This window comes from Pseudomonas sp. 10S5 (assembly GCF_035019745.1).
Lineage (GTDB): Bacteria > Pseudomonadota > Gammaproteobacteria > Pseudomonadales > Pseudomonadaceae > Aquipseudomonas.
In genome coordinates this window covers 40690-63527 of sequence record NZ_JASJVL010000011.1, presented here as the reverse complement: position 1 = coordinate 63527, position 22838 = coordinate 40690, and the positions used below count along the sequence as shown (strand labels likewise).

Below are 22838 nucleotides of genomic sequence, written 5' to 3'. Positions count from 1 at the left end.
GAGCATCAGAAGCGGTAAGTCACAGACGAACCGAAGCCGTTGGCGCTGTTGTGGTACGTGGCGTTATAGGGCGCGCCCTTACCGGTGTCATTGACCGACACGCTTTCTTCTTTCAAGTAAGAATAAGCAACGTCGATGGTGATGTTATCGGTTGGGCTCCAGCCAGCGCCCAAGCTGAATATGCGGCGGTCGCCTGTTGGAATCCGTACCGAACGATTAACGTTGTTGGTAGGCGATTGGTCAACCGAGAAACCGGCACGCAGCACGATCTCTTTGTTCAACTGGTAAGAAGCACCGATGGCGTGAGCCCAGGTGTTGTGCCAGTTTTCCGGCTCGCTAATCGTTCCAAGAGGACCCGCGTTACCGCCCAGCTGCGCTGGAACACCTTCGTTGTTGACGGTGATGTCTTTGAGGCGGCTCCAACGTGTCCAGGTGCTGCCAGCGTACACAGTCCAGTCTTGGTTGAGCTTCTGGGTGATCGAGAAGTCAACCGATTCTGGCGTGGTCAGATCCAGGCCGCCGTCGAACTTAAGGCCGTTAGGGCCGAAATTCGCGCCAGAGTACTTGGTGTTACCTTCCAGGCCGTAGCTAACCTTGGAGTGGTAGGTCAAGCCTAAGTTGGTGGTCGCAGTCGGCGTGACGAGGATACCGACGTTGTAACCCCAGGCGTTGTCTTCACCATTGATGCGCGCTTTGCCATCGTTGGTGCCGGCAGGATTCAATTGTATGGCCGAGGTCAACTCACCTTTGATGTGGTTGAAGGTCGGACCGATACCGATCGATACGTAGTCGTTGAATGCATAGCTGACGGTGGGTTGAACCGTGATGACCGAGACCTTGCTCTTGTCACCGTAATAGCGACCCTGGAAGCTTTTTTCGTAGTCGGTCACGAGGCCGAACGGTGCATAGATGCCCAAACCAAAGGCCCAGTGCTCGTCGATCGGTTTAACGTAGTAACCAAAAGGCACAACGGTAAACGGAACCATGTCGCCATTGTTGGTGCTGCCAGGTTGGCCGCTGGTGTGTTTGAGGTCGGTGCTGGCATCGATAGCAGCCGCTCCCAAGCTGACTTGTTCGCGCTTGATCTTCGACATACCGGCCGGGTTACCGACAATAGTGCTCGCATCTTCAGCGGCGGAGGAGCGTCCAGCAAAACCGGTTCCCATTCCACTAACGCTTTGTTCGTTGAGGGCGAAGCCGCTTGCAAAGAGCTGGGTGGAGATAAGGCCTACAGCGAGGCTAAGTGTGGTCTTGAGCATTACTTTTTTCATTATTAGAACTCCTTGTTGATCACCGGGCGGAAATTACCAAGATTTTCGCCTTAGCGCTATAGTCTGAATTGCCCGAGATAGAGCCTTTTTGTAGGACAATTTGCCCAAACTGCGTTGATTCGCAGTGAATCCGTCCAGTCGACGGAAATTTCAAGCAAGTTGCTGACGTGAAGTTACACAATTTTGCCAAGCCATCGCGAAGTCGCGCAAACGACCTTGAGGTTGGAACGTCTGACGCCAGATTCTGGCCATGCTCAACACATCGCAAGTCGCAGGTAAGGGTGACCCTTGTGCCTCGATGAGCAACCAAGCAATGGCGGTGGCATAACGCATATTGACCGTGAGTTCTAGGTGAGGGCCTTTTAGAAAAGCGTGCTGACTGGCGAGACCGCGAACCAGGCTAGCTCTATCCGGGTCTAGCGCCAGATAGTTGTCCCAAAGCTGCTGATGACGTGATTCGGTGATGCGGTAGAGCCCATGACCTCGACGGCTATCGAGCGCGTCACCCAGCGCCGATTGGCTGGCAGCAACTCCGAGCAGTAAGGACTCAGCACAGAGGCTATGGCAACCGAGATAGATCAACGTGGGACGGATGACATGTTGACTCAACTCACTGGCAGCGATTCCCATAAAGCCCTCTTGGCATCTTTGGACTGCGTAGTGGCCGGCGTGGCTCTGGTGCTTGGCAGCAGTGGATCGGATAGAACCCGCCGGAAGCAGCTATTAGCCGCTTAAGTTGAAGTGTAGTGTCAAATTGCGCCCGTAAAAGACTGTTTTTAAAACATTTACCGCCGCCAAATATCCTTCATATATCTCTTGGTGCTTAGCTAATGCCAAGGTGTGCGTAAAGTGAAAGGGTAGAAATTCGCGCGATGTGTCAAATCGCTGCCAATAAAAAGCCCCGCTTTGAAGGGCGAGGCTTCGTGGATGGCTGCTTCAAGCAGCCAAGGCGTCACTGCATCAGGCAACCAGGGCCTGGCGGGTGCGTTCGATCACGGCTTGCAGCGGCTCTGCGCTGGAATACTGATCGGGATACAGGCGTTCGCTGTGACGAGCGATACCGTGTTCATTGACGATGGTGAAACTGAAACAGCCTTTGCGAGCGGCCATGATAAGGCAGTTCATCGGAGCAAAAGCGTTAGTCAGGGTGCGAATGGCGTCCTGGGTCTGGGTATGAGTAGTCATGGTTGGGTGTTTCCTAACAAGCGACACAGCATAGAACCGTGCAAAAATAAAAGGTTCCAGTAAACGCGGGCCCGTGCATACAAATACACGTGGTAAGGCGAATTAACCTGACTGGAACAAAGCAGACAGCTGAAGCGCGCTTAATCGTATGGCGCTCGGACTGACCGGTAGGTACTTAGGAGGGCAGGCGGCACAACAATGGCAAAGGTTCGACGCCAGAGGTGGAGATCCTGATCAATTTGCAGGCTGGTTTTGTCAGGTCATCAGAGCTGCTAACACCCTTCCTGTTATTGAGGAAGGCAGTGTATCGAGTTCACGCCTGGAAACCATCGAGGTGGTCGATCCCTTTGTTCAGCAATATTTTCACGTTCTAAACGCTTTTGCCGAGGGATTTGTTCGACCAGAATTGACTTTCAGCTTGGTACTAACGGCGCGGATTCTAACGGATCGATTCAATTAAGGGAAGAGCCTCCTTATAAATAATGCAAATGATCTTCTCGATCCCCCGACAGTGCTGTGGCGTCGTACCGCTTGCGGACAAGCCTTTGCCGGTAAATCGACCTTGTTATAACTTCCGGTAATCGATTTGCACACATGGCCCTTCATTTCTGTAATGACGTTATTTAGCGAGACGACCAAGGTTTGTTTTATTGTACAAATAATTAAGTCAATGAAAAATATCGTCTTTTTTTACTGGTGAAAAAATCGTCAGTTTAAACGCAGGCCCCGTATCACCTGCGTTAGCGAGGGTTTAAGGCGGGTTGTCCACTGAGTTATCCACAGCTTCTGTGGATTGTCCCAAGCGCTTGCTCTAGCTCGGGGGTGCCACGTGTTTTTTTACAAATCGGCATTATATAAATCGGAATCATTTTTTAAGAGGGAGACAGGTATAAATTTTCGCTATTAAGTCTTTGGGATGATTACCAATGTCGCACTGTGCTGGTGAATTTGGTTGTGGACTTTACTCCGTTGGAAAATAGCGTACAGTCGCGCGCTTTTATTCACGCCCGCGGCGGATATGAACCGCCGTGACCAAAAACGGCGGGTATCCTTGCCTGGCCCGTTCGATGATGGTGTTTTGGAGTTCTTATGGCTTTGGAGCTGACCAGCGTATGGCTAGGCCTGGGTGTGGCGGCGTTGCCATTATTGGCGCTTGCGTGGCAACTGCAGCGGCGGCTAGCTCGACAGCTCGTCGAGGCTGCCTTGCTTGACGAGCGCTTGATTACCGCGCAAATGGCGCAGGCCGGCCTCAATGCTCAACTTGACGCTTCTCGCGACGAAATCAGTGACTTGAGCCACGCTAACGCCGCAAAGCAAGCAGACCTTGCAGCTACGCGTCGCGAGGTTGAGCTATTGCAGCAGGACCGTGCCTTTGCGCGCGACGTTGCCCAAAACTGGAATCTGGAGAAAGCGAGTAAAGAGTCTGAGCTTCGACATCTGGGTGCGCGGTGTGCATCGCTGGACGCCGAGTTACGCGAGCAACAGGAAAGCCATCAGCAGCGCTTAAGCGATCTTCAAGGATCAAGGGATGAATTGCGTGCGCAATTTGCCGAATTGGCCAGCAAGATATTCGACGAACGGGAGCAGCGTTTTGCTGAAACGAGTCAGCAACAACTTGGGCAGTTGCTCAATCCGTTAAAAGAACGCATTCAGTTGTTTGAAAAACGCGTTGAGGAAAGTTATCAGCAGGAAGCGCGTGAGCGGTTTTCGCTTGGTAAGGAGCTGGAGCGTCTCCAGCAGCTGAATCAGCGTCTAAGCGATGAAGCTACCAACCTCACGCGCGCGCTCAAAGGGCAAAAAACTCAAGGTAACTGGGGCGAGCTGATTCTTGAGCGAGTTTTGGAACACGCTGGTTTGGAAAAAGGCCGTGAATATCAAACTCAGGTCAGCCTTAAAGGGCCGGACGGCGAGCGTTTTCAGCCGGATGTTTTGATTATGCTGCCTGGCGATAAGCAAGTAGTGGTAGACGCCAAGGTCAGCTTGACTGCGTATCAGCAATACGTATCAGCCGATGATGAGGAGATAGGCCAAGCTGCGCTGAAACAACACGTGCTGTCCTTGCGTAACCATGTCAAAGGCCTCTCAGGCAAGGATTACAAGCGTCTCGAAGGTCTGCACAGCCTAGATTTCGTCCTGCTGTTTGTGCCCATCGAGGCGGCCTTTTCTGCTGCGCTGCAAGCGGAGCCGAACCTGTTTCAAGAAGCGTTCGACCGTAATATCGTTATTGTCAGTCCGACTACCTTGCTTGCGACACTGCGCGTGATTGACAGCTTATGGAAGCAAGAGCGGCAAAGCCAGAACGCCCGCGAAATTGCAGAGCGTGCGGGCTGGCTCTACGACAAGTTTGTGTTGTTTATCCAGGACCTGGACGAAGTGGGCAATCGCTTGCAGCAACTCGATAAAGCCTACGGTGCAGCTCGTAACAAGCTGACTGATGGCCGGGGTAATCTGGTCAGCCGCAGCGAGCAATTGAAGTTGCTCGGCGCGCGCGCCAGTAAAAACCTTCCCGCTGATTTGCTGGAAAAAGCCATGACCGACGAAGACGGTGGACGGCAGTTGCCGGAGTGAAATGAAAATTGCTGAATTGCGGCTGTACTAGTCGACGAGTGGCTTAGTCGTTGAGACGTTATGTCACAAATTCTTCCCGCGACATTCGGAAGCAGGCGTAAAGTACGACATCGCACTATGATTAGTAAGACGCGGCAAGGCGTATGTCAGTCGCGGAGCATTTCCCTGAAGGGGGGCGTTATGAACAGTAAATTGCAAGAATGGCTCCATGATTTCGGCGTTGCCCTTGGCCTGATCGAGCGGCCAAAGCTACAGCCTATCCCGGTTCGTACGGATGAAGAGCGTCGGCGCCCTCGTCGATAGCTGCTCGGCATTCAATCGGTTCCGGTGAGTACCAGAATCACATCCACTAGAATTTGCAGCGTTAGGTATTCAGGCGCCTTGTGGATTCGGACTTTGATTCGGGTGGGAAAGACGATATCAAACTCGGATTCCAGTCGATCGAGCAGATCCTCGATCTCGGGGTGTTCCAACGCCAAGTCTTTGAGCGTTGCGTTTTCGTGAATTTCTTGCTTGTCAATTAGCATCACGCCCAGCGTGTTGTAGAGGTGTTGCTGAATATCTAGTCGCTCCATGACAATTCCGCTTCCGTCACTGACAGAAATGAGCCTCGTACTTTCCTGCCCAAGGCCCTCGTCAGTAAGGCTAGCTCACTCTGTGATTGTTGGCCGAGGCGCAGCAACCACAGGGTAACTCCAGGGGCTTTGCGCCTTAAATAGGCTGCGCGACGGCTGCCGGTCGCGGTGACAACAGGCTGACCACTACGAAACTGATCAGGCCCACCGATAAGCTGTAGTAAATCGGTGTGTTGGCATCGAATCCGTCCTTGAGCATAAAAGCCAACGCCGTCAAAAACCCGAGGACCATGCTGGTTATCGCGCCTGCGGTGGTCGCCCGTTTCCAGTAAATCGCACCAATCAATGGAACCAGCATGCCGCCTACCAACAGGTTGTAGGCTAGAGTCAGCGCGCTTATCACGTCATGAACTACCAGCGCAATAGCGAGTACTGCCAAGCCTGTCAACGCAGTGAACAGCCGGTTGACGCCCAGGCTCGATTGTCTGCCGCCACGCAAGCGTGGCAGCAGGTCTTCGGTCAGAGTGGTCGATGCTGCAAGCAGGCCAGCACTGGCGGTGGACATCATGGCCGCCAACGCAGCAGCGATCACCAAACCACGCACGCCATCGGGCAGTGAGACTTTAACAATGGCCGCAAAAGCGTTGTTAACATTGTCCAGATTGGGCAGTAAAACGTGGGCAGCCATGCCGATCAGCGCGCAGGCCAAGCCATAAAAAATGCAGTACACACCTGCGACGGTCCCTGCGTATTTGGCGATTTTGTCCGTGCGCGCAGTGAACACGCGCTGCCAGATGTCCTGGCCGATCAGGATTCCGAAAAAGTAAATCAAGAAGTAAGTGATGATCGTGTCCCAGCCAATAGTCGTCCAGCTGAAACTCGACGCTGGAAGCTTGGCCACCAACTGGTCCCAACCGCCAACGCGGTACAGGCAGATGGGTAATAGGATGAACATCAGGCCGACGGTCTTGATCACGAACTGGACAATATCGGTCAGAGTCAGTGACCACATGCCACCAATCGCCGAATACACCACCACCACGCCACCGCCGAGTAATACCGACACCCAAAATGGCAACCCGAATAACACTTGCATCACTGTGCCTATGGCCAGAATCGAGGTCACGCCGATCATCAGTGCATAGGCGAGCATGATCACTGCACTGGCCTGGCGGGCCGTCGCGTTGTAGCGTTTTTCCAACACTTGAGTGACGGTAAAAATGCGTAATTTAAGTAGCGGTTTAGCAAGAAACAAGTTGAGCGCGATAATGCCCAGGCCCAAGGCTGCGCATAGCCAAAAACCGGAAATCCCGTGGACGTAACCCAGGCGAACGGTGCCAACCGTTGACGCGCCACCGAGTACTGTGGCGGCCATCGTGCCCATATACAAAGTGGGGCCGAGGTTGCGTCCTGCGACCAAGTAGTCTTCGTGAGTTTTTGCTTTGCGCATACCGTACCAGCCGAGCACCAACATGCCGGCGGCATATATGAGGACAACGAAAATATCTAAAGCCATGGCAGGGTGTCTCCAATCATTATTTTTATAGTGGTTCGTCGACTGTCGAGCGCAGTCTTCATTCAGACGCCCCCGCCGGCAAATTGCTTGCATTCGAGGAAGCCCAGTCGATCGTGTAGCGGAATCAGGCTGTGATGTTTCAGCGGTGCGCTACGCCAGGCAACACGCAAAGCATTTCGTAAAGCAAGTTGGCGCCCAGCAATGAGGTATTACCGGTGGTGTCATAAGGCGGCGAGATTTCTACCAGATCGCATCCGACCAATTCAAGACCTTGGCAGCCCCGGATGATTTCAATGGCCTGAATTGTAGTCAAACCACCGATTTCAGGAGTGCCAGTACCTGGCGCCCAGGCCGGATCGATACCGTCGATATCGAAGCTGAGATAAACCGGGCCGCCCCCGACTTTTTCGCGGACTTCTTCCATCAGTTGGGACAGAGATTTGTGCCAGCACTCTTCGGCCTGGACCACGCGGAAGCCTTGTTTGCGACTCCAGTTGAAGTCTTCAGCGGTATATCCCTGAGCTCGCAAACCGATCTGAACAACCCGCTGACAATCGAGCAGGCCTTCTTCTACCGCGCGGCGGAACGTCGTGCCGTGAGCAATTTTCTCGCCGAACATATGGTCATTGACGTCAGCATGGGCGTCGATATGCACCAACCCGACTTTGCCGTGCTTTTTATGCATCGCCCGCAAGATGGGCAATGTGATGGTGTGATCGCCGCCCAGGGTCAGCGGGATGACATTGTGTTCGAGGATCTGGTCATAGGATTCCTCGATGATGCGTACGGCGTCCAGCAAATTGAAGGTATTGATCGCCACATCGCCGATATCGGCCACGGAAAGCGAATCGAACGGAGCAGCGCCAGTAGCCATGTTGTAGGGGCGAATCATCACGGACTCGGCACGAATTTCACGTGGCCCGAAGCGAGTGCCGGGGCGCAGCGACGTACCGATGTCAAGCGGGACGCCGATGAAAGCGGCATCCAAGCCAGCCGCCGACTGCAAGTGAGGTAAACGCATCATGGTGGCGATACCGGCGAAACGCGGCATTTCATTCCCGCCCAGTGGTTGGTGCAAAATCTTTTCCACAGGATTGCCTCATCGTTATTGTCGTGTAGGTTGATTGTGCAAAGGCTGGCCTGTGGAAAGAATCGCTGACGCAAAATACTTAGTTCAGAGAAATCGGAACTAACGCTAAACTAAGTCTGTTTTTTGGCCTCCTCACCTTAGATTCCACTCTCTTCTGTAGGAGTCTGGTACTCATTTGATCACGCCTACGGATTTTTAATGGCCAGCACGTTACCCGACCTGAAACTCCTGCGTATCTTCGCCAGCGTGGTGCGTCACCAGGGGTTTTCCAGCGCCCAGCAAGAACTTAACCTCTCTACTTCGGCCATTAGTACGTACATGAGCCAGCTAGAGACGGCCTTGGGTCTGATACTTTGCCATCGAGGGCGTGGCGGATTCAGTTTGACCAGCAAGGGCGAGTTGTTTCATCAGGAAACCTTGCGCCTGCTGGGTGAGCTTGAAGGTTTCGAGCAGTACGCGGCGTCCCTCAAGGGCGAGCTGCGCGGAACGCTTAATCTGGGCGTGATTGATTCCACCGTGAGTGATCGAGCGTTGCCCTTCGCCGAAGCTATTGGCGCCTACAGTCAAGAACACCCGGCCGTGCATTTACACCTGTCGGTTATGAGTCCGTATGAGTTGCAACTCGGTGTCCAGGACAATCGACTCGACCTGGCGATAGGCGCGTTCTCTACGCGAATGAGTGGACTGGTTTATCAGCCGCTCTATCGCGAGCAACACTGGCTTTATTGCAGCAACCGCCATCCCTTGTTTAGCGAGCGACGTGTTCCCGAGCCGGTCATCGCACAGCAGCGTATGGTTGGTCGGGGTTACTGGAGCCAAGCGGAGCTGGCGCGACACGGTTTCAAACACAGCGCAGCTACAGTGGAAAGTATGGAGGCCCAGCTAATATTGGTGCTGTCAGGCGCATACATTGGTTATTTGCCCGAGCACTATGCGCAAGCGTGGGCCGACTCAGGTCATCTACGGGTGCTGTTGCCCGCGACCTTTGGCTATCAGGCGCCGTTTTCGATGATTGTGCGCCGTGGCCGCAGCCGTGAGCCGTTGATCCAGACTTTCCGTGATCTGCTGAAAACGCAGCTCAATCAACAGCAGAGCTGAGAAATACTATGTCCCGTACCCAATGCGCTCGTTGTCTGCGTCCCGAGACTCACTGCCTGTGTACATTGATTCCGCAGCTCGACAGTCATACTAGAGTGCTGATTCTCCAGCATCCCAGCGAAGTAGGCCACGCCCTCAATACCGCCCGTCTAGCGGCGTTGGGACTCATCAATGCCGAGTTGGTTGTAGGCGAGGTATTCGATGATTTGCCGATATTGTTAGATCGGCCGGGTTACCACGCGCGGCTACTGTTTCCAGGGGAGGGTGCGCAGGCATTGGTCGCTTATCAGAATGTCGCAGAATATAAAGATGATCATCCACTGCTATTGGTCGTACCGGATGGCACGTGGCGCAAAGCGCGTAAGTTACTGCATATGAATCCTGCGTTAGCAGCGCTACCAAGGGTTACGATCGGGCAAGCCGTTGCCTCGCGCTATCGGCTGCGCAAAGCGCCAGATCCAAGTGCGTTATCGACCATAGAAGCCATCGCGCAGGCCCTCAATACGCTAGAGTCGCCCAAGACATTCACGCTGCTCTTACGGCCCTTCGATGCGTTGATCGACGGTCAAATTGCAGCAATGGGCGAAGATACTTATCAGCGCCACCACCTATAGCTTCAGCCGTTCAGTGATGACTGGCGGGCGGCCTTGGATTCGATCATCCGGTTGATATATGCCTCCGTCTCGCGTTCAGCATCAATACGAGTGAAGTAAGGGCCTTCCAGGGTATTTTCCCGGGTGCTGAAAAAGTACTTCCCATTAACCAACGAAACACGATCACTGCGGTAATGAACGGTAGGGATTGGGTCTTGCAAGCGCTTTCCGAACATGGTCGATATCCTGAGTCTGGACCTTCTGATAAGTCTAGTGGCTAAAACAGTAACTCGAAACTGGCCATTAGTGGCACAAAAGCGTCAAGCGGCCGCACGTCACAGAGAACGGAACACAGTTTTCGGGAATCTCCCCTCTCAACTGTCACTGTGTCGTTCGTTCATCCGCGCCTAGAATGGCGATCACTGCTGCATTTTCCGTTTTTGCCTTTACAGAGAGCACGCTCATGCATGTTTCATCTGGCCGATGGTTATATGGCTTGTCTTTGGCTCTTGTAACAGCGGTGCTGTGGGGCGTTCTGCCGGTGAAACTCAAGCAGGTACTCCAAGCGATGGACCCCATCACGGTGACGTGGTTCCGGCTTTTAGTCTCAGGGTCGCTGTTATTCATCTGGCTAGCATCGGTGAGGCGTTTGCCCAGCTTCAAACTCCTTGGCCGCAAGGGCAAGATTTTGTTGGCATTGTCTGTTTTTGGATTGGTTGGCAACTATGTGCTTTATCTGATCGGTTTAAGAATGCTCAGCCCTGGTACTACGCAGTTGGTTATTCAAGTAGGGCCGATCTTATTGCTCATCAGCAGCATTTTTCTGTTCAAGGAACGTTTCGGTATTGGCCAGGGGATCGGGCTGCTGGTGTTGTTGATGGGGTTTGGTCTGTTCTTCAACCAGCGCTTGGAGGAACTGTTGACCTCGTTAAGTGATTACACGGCGGGAATACTCACGGTATTACTGGCGTCAGCTGTCTGGACGTTTTATGGATTAAGTCAGAAGCAGTTGCTCACCGTCTGGAATTCACTGCAAGTGATGATGATCATTTACCTGTTTTGTGCGCTATTAATCACGCCTTGGGCACACCCGTCCGAAGCCTTGCAGCTTAGCCGGTTACAGGGTTGGTTATTGTTAGCGTGCTGCCTCAATACGTTGGTGGCATATGGCGCATTTGCCGAAGCGTTGGCGCATTGGGAGGCATCGCGAGTCAGCGCCACGCTGGCGCTGACGCCTCTGGTCACCCTCGCTTCAGTGGCAACTGCGGCTTGGTTATGGCCCGATTATGTGCAGGCAGAAGACCTAAACGGATTGGGTTACAGCGGAGCAGTATTGGTAGTGCTTGGCTCGGCACTCACCGCCCTAGGCCCTTCCTTGATCGCGGGCCTGCGGGCACGACGGGCGAGGTTGGCTGAGGCTTAAAGCAAAAAAAATGAGACGTGCCCTCTCTCACAGAGGGTACGCCGCATAACTTCAGTCATTACCCGCTCCCAGCATTTTTTCGGGGCGTACCCACGCATCGAACTCTGCTTGCGTCAGATACCCTAACGCTAACGACGCTTGGCGCAAGGTTAAACCCTCGCTGTAGGCTTTTTTAGCGATTTGCGCTGATTTATCGTAACCAATGTGCGGATTAAGGGCTGTCACCAGCATCAAACCACGCTCTAAGTGTTCAGCCATCTTCGCCGCATCAGGCTCCATGCCTGAGACGCAATGTTCCTGAAAGTTATTGCAGCCATCGGCTAACAAGCGAATCGACTGCAGGAGGTTGTGGATGATTACTGGCTTGAATACGTTTAACTGTAAATGGCCCTGACTGGCAGCGAAACCAATCGTGACGTCATTGCCCAGCACTTGGCAGGCGAGCATAGACAGCGCTTCACATTGGGTCGGGTTGACCTTGCCCGGCATGATCGAACTGCCAGGCTCGTTAGCTGGCAACTTGACCTCGGCAAGCCCGGCTCTTGGGCCAGAACCCAGCAAACGCAGATCGTTGGCGATTTTCATGAGTGTCACCGCCAAGGTTTTAAGCGCGCCAGACAATGCGGTCAGAGGTTCATGTCCTGCGAGGGCGGCGAACTTGTTCGGTGCTGTGACAAACGGTAAACCGGAAAGGGCGGCCAGTTCGGCAGCAACCGCCTCGGAAAATCCGTGCGGCGCGTTTAGACCGGTTCCTACGGCGGTGCCGCCTTGCGCCAATTCATAGACGGCGGGCAAGGTATGACGAATGGCTTTCGCTGAATAATCAAGTTGAGCCACATAAGCCGAAAGTTCTTGGCCAAAGGTGATCGGCGTCGCGTCCATCATATGAGTGCGGCCAGTCTTGACCAGCTTCATGTGCCGCGCTGATTGCTCGGCTAATCCATCGGACAATTGAACAATAGCGGGCAGCAGATGCTCATTTACTGCTTGCGCTGCGGCAATGTGCATCGCCGTCGGGAAGCAGTCGTTGGAGCTTTGCGAGCGGTTTACATGATCGTTCGGGTGTACCGGCATTTTACCGCCACGGCCGTTGCCGGCCAGCTCGTTAGCGCGTCCGGCAATAACTTCATTGACGTTCATATTGCTTTGGGTGCCGCTGCCGGTTTGCCAGACCACTAACGGGAATTGTTCATCCAGCTGGCCATCTAGCACTTCGTCAGCGGACTGTTCGATCAGGCGAGCAATGTCAGCAGGCAGGCTACCGTTGCGGTCATTGACCCGTGCGGCCGCTTTCTTGATCAGGGCCAACGAGTGCAACACCGCGAGCGGCATGCGCTGGTCGCCAATAGCGAAGTTGATCAACGAGCGTTGAGTCTGGGCGCCCCAGTAAGCATCATCGGGGACGTCGATCTGACCAATGCTGTCGGTTTCGATACGGCTCATCGGGCTTGCTCCTCTAGGCTGTTTGCGCAGTTTAGGCTTAGTTAATCCTCATGGGTTCCCTCGATGGCCTTTTTAGCCCCCAACTAACCACTCAGGCAGTCAGGGGTTGAGCCACACGCTGACATGAGCGCAGAATGTCCGGCCTTGGGGTTATGCCTCGCCTGCTAGATGATAAAGGACACTCGATGACCCGTCTTCGTGCCATCTGTACTGCGGTTGCTCTGGTATGCGCCAGCGGCCAGGTTTTTGCCGATACCGCTAGCCACAACGCCAGTGCCGAAACTTTCCTCAAGCTGGCTCATGCCGACAAGCTTGGCACCCCGGTGTACATGCAAGTTCAGCAGATGTTCCAGCAGCGCTTTGATGAATCCAAAGCCCCAGCGGCGAAAAAGGCTCTGCTTGAGACTTACCAGGCCAAGGCCAATGCTGCATTGGATCAGTCCATCGGTTGGGACAAGCTCAAGCCTGATATGGTCAAGCTTTACACCGCTAACTTTACTGAAGGCGAATTGAAGGAGCTGGTTGCGTTTTATCAGTCCCCGTTGGGCAAGAAAGTGCTGACTAAAATGCCTGAGCTGACTCAGCAATCGGCTCAGTTGACTCAAGGCAAGCTGGAAGCCGCCGTGCCTGTTGTCAATAAGCTGCTAGCCGACATGACCAATGAGCTGGACCCGAGCAAGAACGCCGTTGCTCCTCCTGCACCCGCCAAAAAGCCTTAAGCGAAGCCTGACGACATGACCATGCAGCAGCGAATAGAAGCCACGCTGGCCGCCTTTCAGCCGCAGCACTTGAAAGTGCTTGATGAAAGCCACATGCACAGTCGTGGCTTGCAGACTCATTTCAAGGCAGTGCTGGTCAGCGATCAGTTCACTGGCTTGAATGCGGTCAAACGCCACCAGAGGGTCTATGCCGCGCTGGGCGATTTGATGGGCGAGTTCCATGCGTTGGCGTTGCACACCTATACGCCTGAAGAATGGGCAAAGATCGGTGCCGCACCCGATTCACCCACCTGTGCCGGTGGAGGGCACTCAGGGTGAAGGGAGTGCAGAAACTTTGTTAGAATCTTGATCGCGCCGCTTAGTCGGCGCTTTTTTTATATCGGGTCGGCTCTTTGCGAGAGCACCCACCTGGAGACGCAACATGACTCAAAAAATTGTCGTGGCGGCACTGTATAAATTCGTCACGCTCACTGATTACGTTGACCTGCGCGAGCCCTTGCAGCAAGCAATGGTCGACAACGGCATCAAGGGCACCTTGCTCATCGCCGAAGAAGGCATCAATGGCACCATTTCCGGTAGCCGTGAAGGCATCGACGGCTTGATGGCCTGGCTGAAAAATGATCCGCGCATGGACGATATCGATCACAAAGAATCTTATTGCGACGATCAGCCGTTCTACCGGACCAAGGTCAAGCTCAAGAAAGAAATCGTCACGCTCGGCGTTGAGGGTGTTGACCCGAACAAACAGGTCGGAACCTACGTCGACCCTGAAAACTGGAATGCGCTAATCAGCGACCCTGAAGTTCTGCTGATCGATACCCGCAACGACTATGAAGTATCGATTGGCACCTTTGAAGGCGCCATTGACCCGAAGACTACTAGCTTTCGTGAATTCCCGGCTTACATCAAAGCTCACTTCAATCCGGCCAAACACAAGAAAGTCGCGATGTTCTGCACCGGCGGCATTCGCTGTGAAAAAGCTTCGAGCTACATGCTCAGCCAAGGCTTTGATGAGGTCTATCACCTCAAGGGTGGCATCCTTAAATATCTGGAAAAAGTCCCGCAAGAAGAAAGCCAGTGGCGCGGTGACTGCTTTGTTTTCGACAATCGCGTTACCGTGCGCCACGACCTGACTGAAGGTGATTACGACCAATGTCACGCTTGTCGGACGCCGATCAGCATTGATGAACGCAACAGTGAACACTATTTGCCGGGTATTAGTTGCCCGCACTGTTGGGATAACTTAAGCGAGAAAACCCGACGCAGCGCTATTGATCGTCAGAAGCAGATCGAACTGGCCAAAGCGCGAAACGAGCCACATCCCATTGGTCGCAATTACCGTCTTCCAACCGAGGCTTAAGCCATGCAAGCGCGGCTGCTTTATGTCATGGATCCAATGTGTTCCTGGTGCTGGGGCTTCGCCCCGGTAGCACAAGCCCTGATGCAGCAAGCACAAACGGCGGGCGTGGAGCTGCACCTGGTGGTGGGTGGTTTACGCACAGGTAGTGGCGCAGCGCTGGAGCCGACCGCGCGGCGCTACATTCTTGAACACTGGCAAGCTGTGGCAGACACCACCGGTCAGCCGTTTCGTTTCGAAGGCGCGTTGCCTACAGGGTTTGTTTATGACACCGAGCCGGCGTGCCGCGCCGTAGTGGCAGCACGAAGCCTAGATCCACACTGTGCCTGGATTTTGGCTAGATTAATTCAGCAGGCCTTTTATACCCAGGGCCGCGACGTCACTCAGGCTTCGGTTCTGGTGGAATTAGCCGATCAGGCCGGTTTGCCGCGCATCGTGTTCGCTGAGGCGTTTGATAGCGTCGAACAACTCACCGCCACCGCTGCGGATTTCACGTGGGTACAAGACTTGGGTATTGCGGGCTTTCCGACCTTGCTTGCCGAGCATAATGGTCAGTTGGCGTTGTTGACCAATGGCTATCAGCCTCTTGAGGCATTGGCTCCGCTATTGGGTCGTTGGTTGGAGCGTGCAGCCTGTGCCTGAGCAGTCGGTTCACCCCCAATCCTCACCGCGTACCGATCGATTAAGCTGGGCCGAAATTCGTCGACTGGCACTGCATCACCGCAAAGCGCTGTGGATTGCCAATGGCGTAGCTGTGCTGGCAACGTTATGCAGCGTGCCGATTCCGTTGCTGTTGCCGTTGTTGGTCGATGAAGTACTGCTCGGGCACGGCGACTCAGCCCTCAAGTTCATGAATCACGTGCTGCCGGAGGGGCTTCAACAAGCGATTGGTTACATCGGCCTGATGTTGTTGGTCACGTTTACTTTGCGTCTGGGTTCGCTGGTATTCAACGTTGTGCAGGCGAGGCTATTTGCCCGACTAGCCAAAGATATTGTCTATCGGATTCGCATTCGTCTGATCGAACGCCTCAAGCGCATCTCTCTCGGCGAATATGAAAGTCTGGGCAGTGGCACGGTGACCACGCACTTAGTGACCGACCTTGACACCCTGGATAAGTTTGTCGGCGAAACCTTGAGCCGCTTTCTAGTGGCCATGCTGACGCTGGTAGGCACGGCAGGCATTCTGTTATGGATGCATTGGCAATTGGCGTTGCTGATTTTGCTTTTCAATCCACTGGTAATCTACGCCACAGTCCAGCTGGGCAAGCGCGTTAAACACCTGAAAAAACAGGAAAACGATAGCACTTCGCGTTTCACCCAGGCGTTGACTGAAACCCTGGATGCCATTCAGGAGATTCGGGCTGGCAACCGCCAAGGTTATTTTCTCGGCAGGCTGGGTATGCGGGCGAAGGAAGTGCGCGATTACGCTGTTGCCTCACAATGGAAAAGCGATGCCTCCAATCGAGCGAGCGGCCTGTTATTTCAGTTCGGAATCGATATTTTTCGCGCGGCAGCGATGCTCACAGTGCTGTTCTCTGATCTTTCAATTGGCCAGATGTTGGCGGTGTTCAGTTATCTATGGTTCATGATTGGACCGGTTGAACAGCTGCTCAATCTGCAGTATGCCTACTACGCTGCAGGAGGGGCGCTGACGCGGATCAATGAGCTGCTTGCGCGTGCTGATGAACCTCAATACCCCGGTGGCGGTGATCCGTTCACAGGGCGCGAAACGGTTGGCATCGAGGTGCGCAACCTGACATTCGGTTACGGCGAAGAGCCGGTGCTGAATCAGTTGAAGCTGTCCATTGCACCGGGAGAAAAAGTAGCAATCGTCGGTGCCAGCGGTGGTGGTAAAAGTACCTTGGTGCAACTGTTGCTGGGGCTGTACACCGCGCAATCAGGCAGTATCCGTTTCGGTGGTTTGACTCAGCAGGAAATCGGTTTCGAAACGGTGCGCGAGCATGTGTCGGTGGTCTTGCAACATCCTGCGCTGTTCAATGACAGCGTACGCGCCAACTTGACTATGGGCCGCGAGCGCACGGATGACGCCTGTTGGCGGGCGTTGGAAATCGCGCAGCTCGATGTAACTATCCAGGGCTTGCCCCAAGGGCTGGATAGCGTTCTGGGCCGCTCAGGGGTGCGTTTATCCGGTGGTCAGCGGCAACGACTGGCCATTGCCCGGATGGTATTGGCCGACCCCAAAGTGGTGATCCTTGATGAGGCTACTTCGGCCCTCGATGCCGCTACCGAATACAATTTGCATCAAGCCCTGTCCCGCTTTCTTAACGGACGCACAACATTAATCATTGCGCATCGCTTGTCCGCGGTTAAACAGGCGGACCGCGTATTGGTTTTTGATGGAGGGCGAATCGTTGAGGAGGGCGACCATCAACAGTTGATCGCTGACGGCGGGTTGTATGCAAAACTTTACGGCCATCTACAGCAAATCTGATACCGGAAATCACGCATCCCGACGTCGTTTTTATGAAAGCATTGATATACCGAACTTTTTCAAACTTCTTATATTCTTACCTTTAGGCTGATCACTCTTGATGCGGCGGTAGCGTGTGTCAAATTTGAGATAAAAACATCCTTGGTGTTGTCTCTTTTTAACCTAAGCTCACTTAGTTTTTTGCTGTTGCATGGTGGGTAGTCAGGAACGCTTATTAAGGGAATCCATGAAGCAAAAGCTGATTCTTGAGCCTCGATTATTGGGCATTGTTTGGCCCTTTATTGCAGTTGTGCTTTTTCAGGCGCTTCTAGGGTGCGTGAGCTTGTACACGTTATCGGCCGTCCGGGGCTATGTTGCGGGCGAAAGCCTTTGGTCCAAAGGGCAAAAGGACGCCATTTATTACTTGAATTTGTATGCCAGCGGCGGGGATGAACAGAGCTACCTTAGATACAAAGAGGCGATTGCTATTCCTCAGGGTGGTCATGACTTGCGCGTGGCACTTGAACGACCGATTCCAGACCTGGCGGCTGCCCGTGCCGGCCTACTGCAAGGGGGAAATCATCCCGATGATGCAATGAGCATCATTTGGCTTTATTTGAATTTTCGCCATTTCAGCTACCTTGAAAAAGCCATCGAGCTATGGAAGGTCGGTGATGGGTATCTGGTGCAATTGGATGCTATTGCCCAGCAGATGCATAGCAGCCTTACGCAAAGTAATGCCAGCGCCGCTGCCGTTTCTGGTTGGAAGTCGCAAATTAACGCCATCAACGAAGAGGTAACGCCAGCGGCTAAAGCGTTTAGCGATGCTCTAGGGGAGGGGTCGCGGTTTATTCTGCGATTGCTGTTGATCACAAACTTAGCCACCGCCGTGGTGTTGATTCTGCTGGCTCTACTGCGGGCCCACAAACTGTTGGCGCAGCGACAAGCGTTTGCCAGCGCTTTACAGCAGGAAAAAGAACGCGCTCAAGTCACGCTCGAATCGATTGGCGATGGGGTCATTACTACCGATGTAGAAGGCTCAATAGCTTATATGAATCCGGCTGCCGAGCAATTGACACATTGGAAGAGTGATCAGGCTCAAGGTTTGCCGTTGGCCGCACTGTTCAACGTGTTGGACGAAAACGATCAGAAAGACAGTTTCACACTCATCGAGCACATCCTCAGTGGCACGCTAAGTGGCGGCAGTGAGCATTCTCGACTGATTCAACGGTTGGATGGCAGCACGGTGTCGGTGGCGCTGGTCGGTTCATCGATTCAAACGGAAGGCAAGACTAGCGGCACTGTACTAGTACTGCATGATATGACGCAGGAGCGGCAGTACATTGCTAATTTGTCTTGGCAGGCAACTCACGATGCATTGACCGGACTGGTTAACCGGCGTGAATTTGAGTTTCGACTAGAACAGACCCTCAATAATCTTTCGCGCCAGTCCGGACGTCACACGCTGATGTTCCTCGATCTTGATCAATTCAAACTGGTAAATGACACCAGCGGACACGCAGCCGGGGACGAGTTGCTTAGACATATTTGTGCACTGCTGCAACAGGGGCTGCGTGAAGGTGACACGTTGGCGCGGTTGGGTGGCGATGAGTTCGGTATTCTTCTAAAGAATTGCCCCTCTGATGTAGCTGAAAAAATTGCCGAGTCCCTGCGTCAGACAGTACAAAGTCTGCATTTTGTTTGGAAGGGCCGACCTTTTGTGACGACGGTCAGTATCGGTTTAGTCAATATTGCCCAAAGCCCCGCTACGCTAGAAGGCTCATTACGTGCGGCTGACATGGCGTGTTATATGGCCAAGGAAAAAGGTCGCAACCGGGTGCAGGTTTATCATGCGGATGACTCTGAACTGTCTTTACGTGTCGGTGAGATGGCCTGGATTCAAAGGTTACACATGGCGCTGGAAGAGAACCGGTTCTGTTTGTATTCCCAAGAAATTGCAAACTTAGGGGGTGTTACCGAGCACGCAGGTGGACATATTGAAATTCTTCTGCGATTGCACGATGAAACCGGGCGCATGGTGCTGCCAGATAGTTTTATACCAGCGGCGGAGCGTTATGGTCTTATGACAACGTTGGACCGCTGGGTGGTTCGAAACGTGTTTAAGATCATTTCCCAGTGCTTGCACGAGAATAAACACAGCGGCCCCATGGCTATGTGTGCCATCAACCTGTCAGGGACCAGCATCGGAGACGATGCCTTTCTTGGATATCTGAAGGCGCAATTTGACACTTATCAAATACCCCCCGATCTGATTTGTTTTGAAATTACCGAAACCAGTGCAATCTCTGATTTGGGCAGCGCCATCCGATTTATTAATGAATTAAAAGGTTTAGGTTGCCTGTTTTCGCTTGATGACTTTTGTGCTGGGATGTCGTCGTTCGCGTACCTTAAACATTTGCCTGTAGACTTTCTTAAGATAGACGGCAGCTTTGTTAAAGACATGCTTGATGACCCGATTAATCGAGCCATGGTTGAAGTGATCAACCATATTGGTCATGTTATGGGGAAAAGGACAATTGCCGAATTTGTTGAGACGCCGCAGATCGAGCAGGCACTGCTTGAGATTGGCGTTGATTTTGCACAAGGCTACATTATTCAACGCCCGCAATTGTTTACGTGTGAAAGTCTGCATTCTAGGCCAGTCAGGCCTGCTCCTTTGATGTTTCGGGCGCCCGGGATTTTTCGCTAAACATAGTGCTGGTGGGACTACCCCACATAAAAAAGGAGCCCTAACTGTGATCGATACCTTTAACCGAACCGGTCCTCTCATGGAAGCAACCAGCTACCCAGGCTGGGCACAGCAATTGATTAAAAATTGCAGTGATGCCAAGCGCCGGGTGGTAGAACATGTGCTTTATCAACGGATGCGTGACGGCTGTCTTAGTCCTCAAACCATGCGCCAATATTTGATTGGCGGCTGGCCAGTGGTCGAGCAGTTTGCCGTCTATATGGCACAAAATCTGGCCAAAACCCGTTTCGCCCGTCACCCCGGTGAAGACATGGCGCGTCGCTGGTTGATGCGTAATATTCGGGTGGAGCTCAATCATGCTGATTATTGGGTGAACTGGAGTCTCGCGCATGGCGTTAGTTTGGGAGATTTGCAGGCTCAGCATGTGTCGCCGCAGTTGCATGCACTCAGCCATTGGTGCTGGCACACCAGCGCATCGGATTCGTTGATTGTTGCGGTTGCCGCCACCAACTACGCCATCGAAGGTGCCACTGGCGAGTGGTCAGCGATCGTTTGTTCCAGCGATGCCTATGCTGCGGGTTTCCCGGAAGACCAGCGCAAGCGCGCAATGAAGTGGCTGAACATGCACGCGCAGTATGACGATGCACACCCGTGGGAGGCGTTGGAAATTATTTGCACGCTGGCCGGCAATAACCCAACTGTTCAGCTGCAGACAGAGCTGCGCCAAGCCGTCACCAAAAGCTACGAGTACATGTTCCTGTTTCTAGAGAGCTGCATGCAGCAGGAAATGACGCCACAGCTGCGCGAGAATATGGCATTGGTTGAAACCGATTAGGCATTTGCATCGCTGGAGGCACATCCAACGGCTAGCAGGTTAAACGCGCGGGGCAACCGGTGCTTAACCTGCCATCTCCAGGCGATTACGCCCTTCGCGCTTGGCCACGTACAAAGCACTGTCAGCTCTGAGCTGAAGGCTGGTGGCCGATTCAGCTGGTAACAAGGCTGCACCTCCGAGGCTGACCGTCAATTTGATCGGATGATCGGGTGAACACGTCAGTTGCTGCGCTGCCTGGCGTAGCCGTTCGCCTACCATCGCTGCGGCTTCGCGGTCCGTGTTAGAGAGCACGATAAAAAACTCTTCCCCGCCAAACCTGAATACCCTATCGACATTGCGTAACTGACTTTTGATTGAACCTGCTACGGCTTTAAGGACCTCATCGCCAACGGCGTGCCCATGCATGTCGTTTACCCGCTTGAAGTGATCAATGTCGAGCATCAGCACCGACAGCGAACCTTTATGCCGAATCGCCAGTTCGATCTCTCTAGCTAAGGTCTGATCCATGGCGACGCGATTACCCGTATTTGTAAGCGGGTCGCGCAGGGCACTTTGGGTCGCTGAGCGATAAAGCAGGGCGTTGCGCAGGGGGAACAGCAAACTGGGAAGCAATGATTCTATTTGCGTCAGTTCGAGTTCCAAGAAACGGTGGCTGCGTTGAAACACCAGTTCACCTAGGTGTTCACCTTCGCTGCTCAATGTGTAACTCGCAAAATGATGGGCACGTTCACCCATTTTCAGATGCAGGTCAGATGAACGATGCCCATAGGTCAGACCATCGAGGGCAATCAAGCGTTTAATACCGCGAAAAAAAATCGTCAGAATTTTTTCTGCATCTAGACTCGTTTGCAGTTGAAGACCTAATTGTTGGCGTAGTTCAGTAACGTCAATAGGGGGCAGCGCTGCACTCTGCAACTGACAAAAGCCCAGACGTTGCAATTTAGCATGGTCAAAATCGATTGCGCGGGGCTGGGTGGCTAAGCTCATCTTTACACTCCTAAAACAGATAAGGCCGTGTTTAATGGTCTTTCTTAGAGCGAAAGTCGTGCCAATCAGTTCACTTAAATAAAACGAATAGAATACAGTGACTTAACGTCCCATGATGAGACGCGTCCGGTGAAACACGACGTTAATTTGACTTAAGAATCCACCCTTTAATACAGCTGCCCGGCTAGAGACATAAATCCGTCGGTGGGCGGGCAGCGTTTGCGGTTAACGCACCTCAGCTTACTGAGCGTCGAAGGCCTGACCGTTGATGCCTCTACTGTCTGGACCCATCAAATACAGATACACCGGCATGATGGCTTCGGGGGCGGGATTATCGTTGGGGTTTTCACCCGGATAAGCGTGGGCCCGCATGCTGGTACGCGTGGCACCGGGGTTGATGCTGTTGGACCGAACTGGCGCGACGTTTTCAAGCTCATCAGCCAAGGTTTGCATCAGACCTTCGGTGGCAAACTTGGATACGCCGTAGCCGCCCCAGTAAGCGCGTCCTTTGCGTCCGACGCTGCTTGACGTGAAGATGACTGACCCGTCGGCGGATAACTTAAGCAGTGGCAGCAGCGTACTGGTAAGCATGAACATGGCATTGACGTTGACGTGCATAACACGCATGAAATTTTCGCCAGACAGCTGCTCTATAGGCGTTCGCGGGCCAATGATCGATGCGTTGTGCAACAAGCCGTCCAAATGACCGAACTCAGTTTCGATCATCGCAGCCAACTCATCGTATTGATGCGGCAGGGCCGTTTCGAGGTTAAAGGGGATAACCGCTGGCTGAGGATGGCCCGCCGCTTCGATTTCGTCGTAGACCTGGGTCAGATTGGCTTCGGTCTTGCCCAGCAACAGAACAGTGGCGCCATGTGCCGCATACGTTTTGGCGGCAGCGGCCCCTATGCCCCGACCTGCGCCGGTTACCAGGATTACCCGGTCCTTGAGCAGTGCAGGGCGTGCAGAATAATCAAACATGAAAAACCTCAGTGGAAAATATACAAATCCAGATAGACCGGGTTGCCTTCATACGC

At 53.3% G+C, this 22838-nt stretch carries 23 protein-coding genes; 13 read left to right on the top strand and 10 right to left on the bottom strand.

The features are described 5' to 3' along the window. Nucleotides 1-5 precede the first annotated feature (5 nt). The 3 genes from QN378_RS13835 to QN378_RS13825 form a co-directional block, all read right to left on the bottom strand. Entirely contained in the window at nt 6-1271 is a 1266-nt protein-coding gene (locus QN378_RS13835) for an OmpP1/FadL family transporter (protein ID WP_322204995.1), read from the bottom strand. Between the two features lie 150 nt (nt 1272-1421). Next, nucleotides 1422-1901, bottom strand: coding sequence for a hypothetical protein (locus tag QN378_RS13830; protein WP_322204994.1), 480 nt, complete (start codon nt 1899-1901; stop codon nt 1422-1424). Between the two features lie 330 nt (nt 1902-2231). Next, entirely contained in the window at nt 2232-2456 is a 225-nt protein-coding gene (locus tag QN378_RS13825) for a hypothetical protein (RefSeq protein ID WP_322204993.1), read from the bottom strand. Nucleotides 2457-2604: 148 nt separating this feature from the next. On the opposite strand from QN378_RS13825, the gene QN378_RS13820 reads away from it, so the two are divergent. The 3 genes from QN378_RS13820 (at nt 2605) to QN378_RS13810 (ending at nt 5327) form a co-directional block, all read left to right on the top strand. Next, on the top strand, nt 2605-2916 hold the full coding sequence (locus QN378_RS13820; RefSeq protein ID WP_322204992.1) for a hypothetical protein: 312 nt from the start codon (nt 2605-2607) through the stop codon (nt 2914-2916). Nucleotides 2917-3545: 629 nt separating this feature from the next. After that, a complete protein-coding gene (gene rmuC / locus QN378_RS13815; protein WP_407074051.1) occupies nt 3546-5024 on the top strand; it encodes a DNA recombination protein RmuC in 1479 nt (492 codons plus the stop codon). A gap of 180 nt (nt 5025-5204) precedes the next feature. After that, nucleotides 5205-5327 carry a PA1414 family protein gene (locus tag QN378_RS13810; RefSeq protein ID WP_322165608.1) on the top strand — a complete coding sequence of 41 codons (123 nt, stop codon included), beginning with the start codon at nt 5205-5207 and terminating at the stop codon, nt 5325-5327. Between the two features lie 11 nt (nt 5328-5338). Here the strand turns inward: QN378_RS13810 and QN378_RS13805 are convergent, their stop codons facing one another. The 3 genes from QN378_RS13805 to speB all read right to left on the bottom strand — a co-directional run bounded on the left by QN378_RS13805 (nt 5339) and on the right by speB (nt 8205). Then, nucleotides 5339-5599 (bottom strand): hypothetical protein, encoded by a 261-nt coding sequence (locus QN378_RS13805; protein WP_322204991.1) that lies wholly within the window; start codon nt 5597-5599, stop codon nt 5339-5341. 136 nt (nt 5600-5735) lie between these two features. After that, nucleotides 5736-7115 (bottom strand): sodium:solute symporter, encoded by a 1380-nt coding sequence (locus QN378_RS13800; protein WP_322204990.1) that lies wholly within the window; start codon nt 7113-7115, stop codon nt 5736-5738. A gap of 139 nt (nt 7116-7254) precedes the next feature. Then, nucleotides 7255-8205, bottom strand: coding sequence for an agmatinase (gene speB / locus QN378_RS13795; RefSeq protein WP_322204989.1), 951 nt, complete (start codon nt 8203-8205; stop codon nt 7255-7257). A gap of 198 nt (nt 8206-8403) precedes the next feature. Here speB and QN378_RS13790 point away from each other — a divergent pair, with 198 nt between their 5' ends. Both QN378_RS13790 and QN378_RS13785 read left to right on the top strand, forming a co-directional pair. Next, nucleotides 8404-9303 (top strand): LysR family transcriptional regulator, encoded by a 900-nt coding sequence (locus QN378_RS13790; RefSeq protein ID WP_322204988.1) that lies wholly within the window; start codon nt 8404-8406, stop codon nt 9301-9303. Between the two features lie 8 nt (nt 9304-9311). After that, nucleotides 9312-9917 carry a tRNA-uridine aminocarboxypropyltransferase gene (locus QN378_RS13785; RefSeq protein ID WP_322204987.1) on the top strand — a complete coding sequence of 202 codons (606 nt, stop codon included), beginning with the start codon at nt 9312-9314 and terminating at the stop codon, nt 9915-9917. Between the two features lie 2 nt (nt 9918-9919). Here the strand turns inward: QN378_RS13785 and QN378_RS13780 are convergent, their stop codons facing one another. Then, nucleotides 9920-10132, bottom strand: a complete 213-nt coding sequence (locus QN378_RS13780; protein WP_322204986.1) for a DUF6316 family protein — start codon at nt 10130-10132, stop codon at nt 9920-9922. Between the two features lie 227 nt (nt 10133-10359). Between QN378_RS13780 and QN378_RS13775 the strand changes: the two genes are divergently transcribed. After that, nucleotides 10360-11319 (top strand): DMT family transporter, encoded by a 960-nt coding sequence (locus tag QN378_RS13775; protein WP_322204985.1) that lies wholly within the window; start codon nt 10360-10362, stop codon nt 11317-11319. A gap of 51 nt (nt 11320-11370) precedes the next feature. Here the strand turns inward: QN378_RS13775 and QN378_RS13770 are convergent, their stop codons facing one another. Beyond that, nucleotides 11371-12762, bottom strand: coding sequence for a class II fumarate hydratase (locus tag QN378_RS13770; RefSeq protein WP_323547117.1), 1392 nt, complete (start codon nt 12760-12762; stop codon nt 11371-11373). A gap of 185 nt (nt 12763-12947) precedes the next feature. Here QN378_RS13770 and QN378_RS13765 point away from each other — a divergent pair, with 185 nt between their 5' ends. The 7 genes from QN378_RS13765 (at nt 12948) to QN378_RS13735 (ending at nt 20814) form a co-directional block, all read left to right on the top strand. Then, nucleotides 12948-13481: a DUF2059 domain-containing protein gene (locus tag QN378_RS13765; protein WP_322204983.1), complete on the top strand. Its 534-nt coding sequence runs from the start codon at nt 12948-12950 to the stop codon at nt 13479-13481. A gap of 15 nt (nt 13482-13496) precedes the next feature. Continuing rightward, entirely contained in the window at nt 13497-13799 is a 303-nt protein-coding gene (locus tag QN378_RS13760; RefSeq protein ID WP_322204982.1) for a BolA family protein, read from the top strand. Nucleotides 13800-13902: 103 nt separating this feature from the next. Further along, the gene (locus QN378_RS13755; protein ID WP_322204981.1) at nt 13903-14841 is read left to right on the top strand and encodes a rhodanese-related sulfurtransferase; all 939 of its coding nucleotides are present in this window, start codon (nt 13903-13905) and stop codon (nt 14839-14841) included. Between the two features lie 36 nt (nt 14842-14877). Then, nucleotides 14878-15480, top strand: a complete 603-nt coding sequence (locus QN378_RS13750) for a DsbA family protein (protein ID WP_323547163.1) — start codon at nt 14878-14880, stop codon at nt 15478-15480. Next, nucleotides 15410-17290, top strand: a complete 1881-nt coding sequence (locus QN378_RS13745) for an ABC transporter ATP-binding protein (protein ID WP_407074050.1) — start codon at nt 15410-15412, stop codon at nt 17288-17290. The genes QN378_RS13750 and QN378_RS13745 overlap by 71 nt, the downstream gene beginning before the upstream one ends. A gap of 226 nt (nt 17291-17516) precedes the next feature. Beyond that, a complete protein-coding gene (locus tag QN378_RS13740) occupies nt 17517-19979 on the top strand; it encodes an EAL domain-containing protein (protein WP_322204978.1) in 2463 nt (820 codons plus the stop codon). Between the two features lie 46 nt (nt 19980-20025). Beyond that, complete coding sequence (locus tag QN378_RS13735) at nt 20026-20814, top strand: TenA family transcriptional regulator (protein ID WP_322204977.1); 789 nt, start codon at nt 20026-20028, stop codon at nt 20812-20814. 63 nt (nt 20815-20877) lie between these two features. Here the strand turns inward: QN378_RS13735 and QN378_RS13730 are convergent, their stop codons facing one another. Both QN378_RS13730 and QN378_RS13725 read right to left on the bottom strand, forming a co-directional pair. Next, the gene (locus QN378_RS13730) at nt 20878-21801 is read right to left on the bottom strand and encodes a GGDEF domain-containing protein (protein ID WP_323547121.1); all 924 of its coding nucleotides are present in this window, start codon (nt 21799-21801) and stop codon (nt 20878-20880) included. Between the two features lie 240 nt (nt 21802-22041). Next, nucleotides 22042-22782, bottom strand: a complete 741-nt coding sequence (locus tag QN378_RS13725; protein ID WP_323547123.1) for a YciK family oxidoreductase — start codon at nt 22780-22782, stop codon at nt 22042-22044. Nucleotides 22783-22838 lie beyond the last annotated feature (56 nt).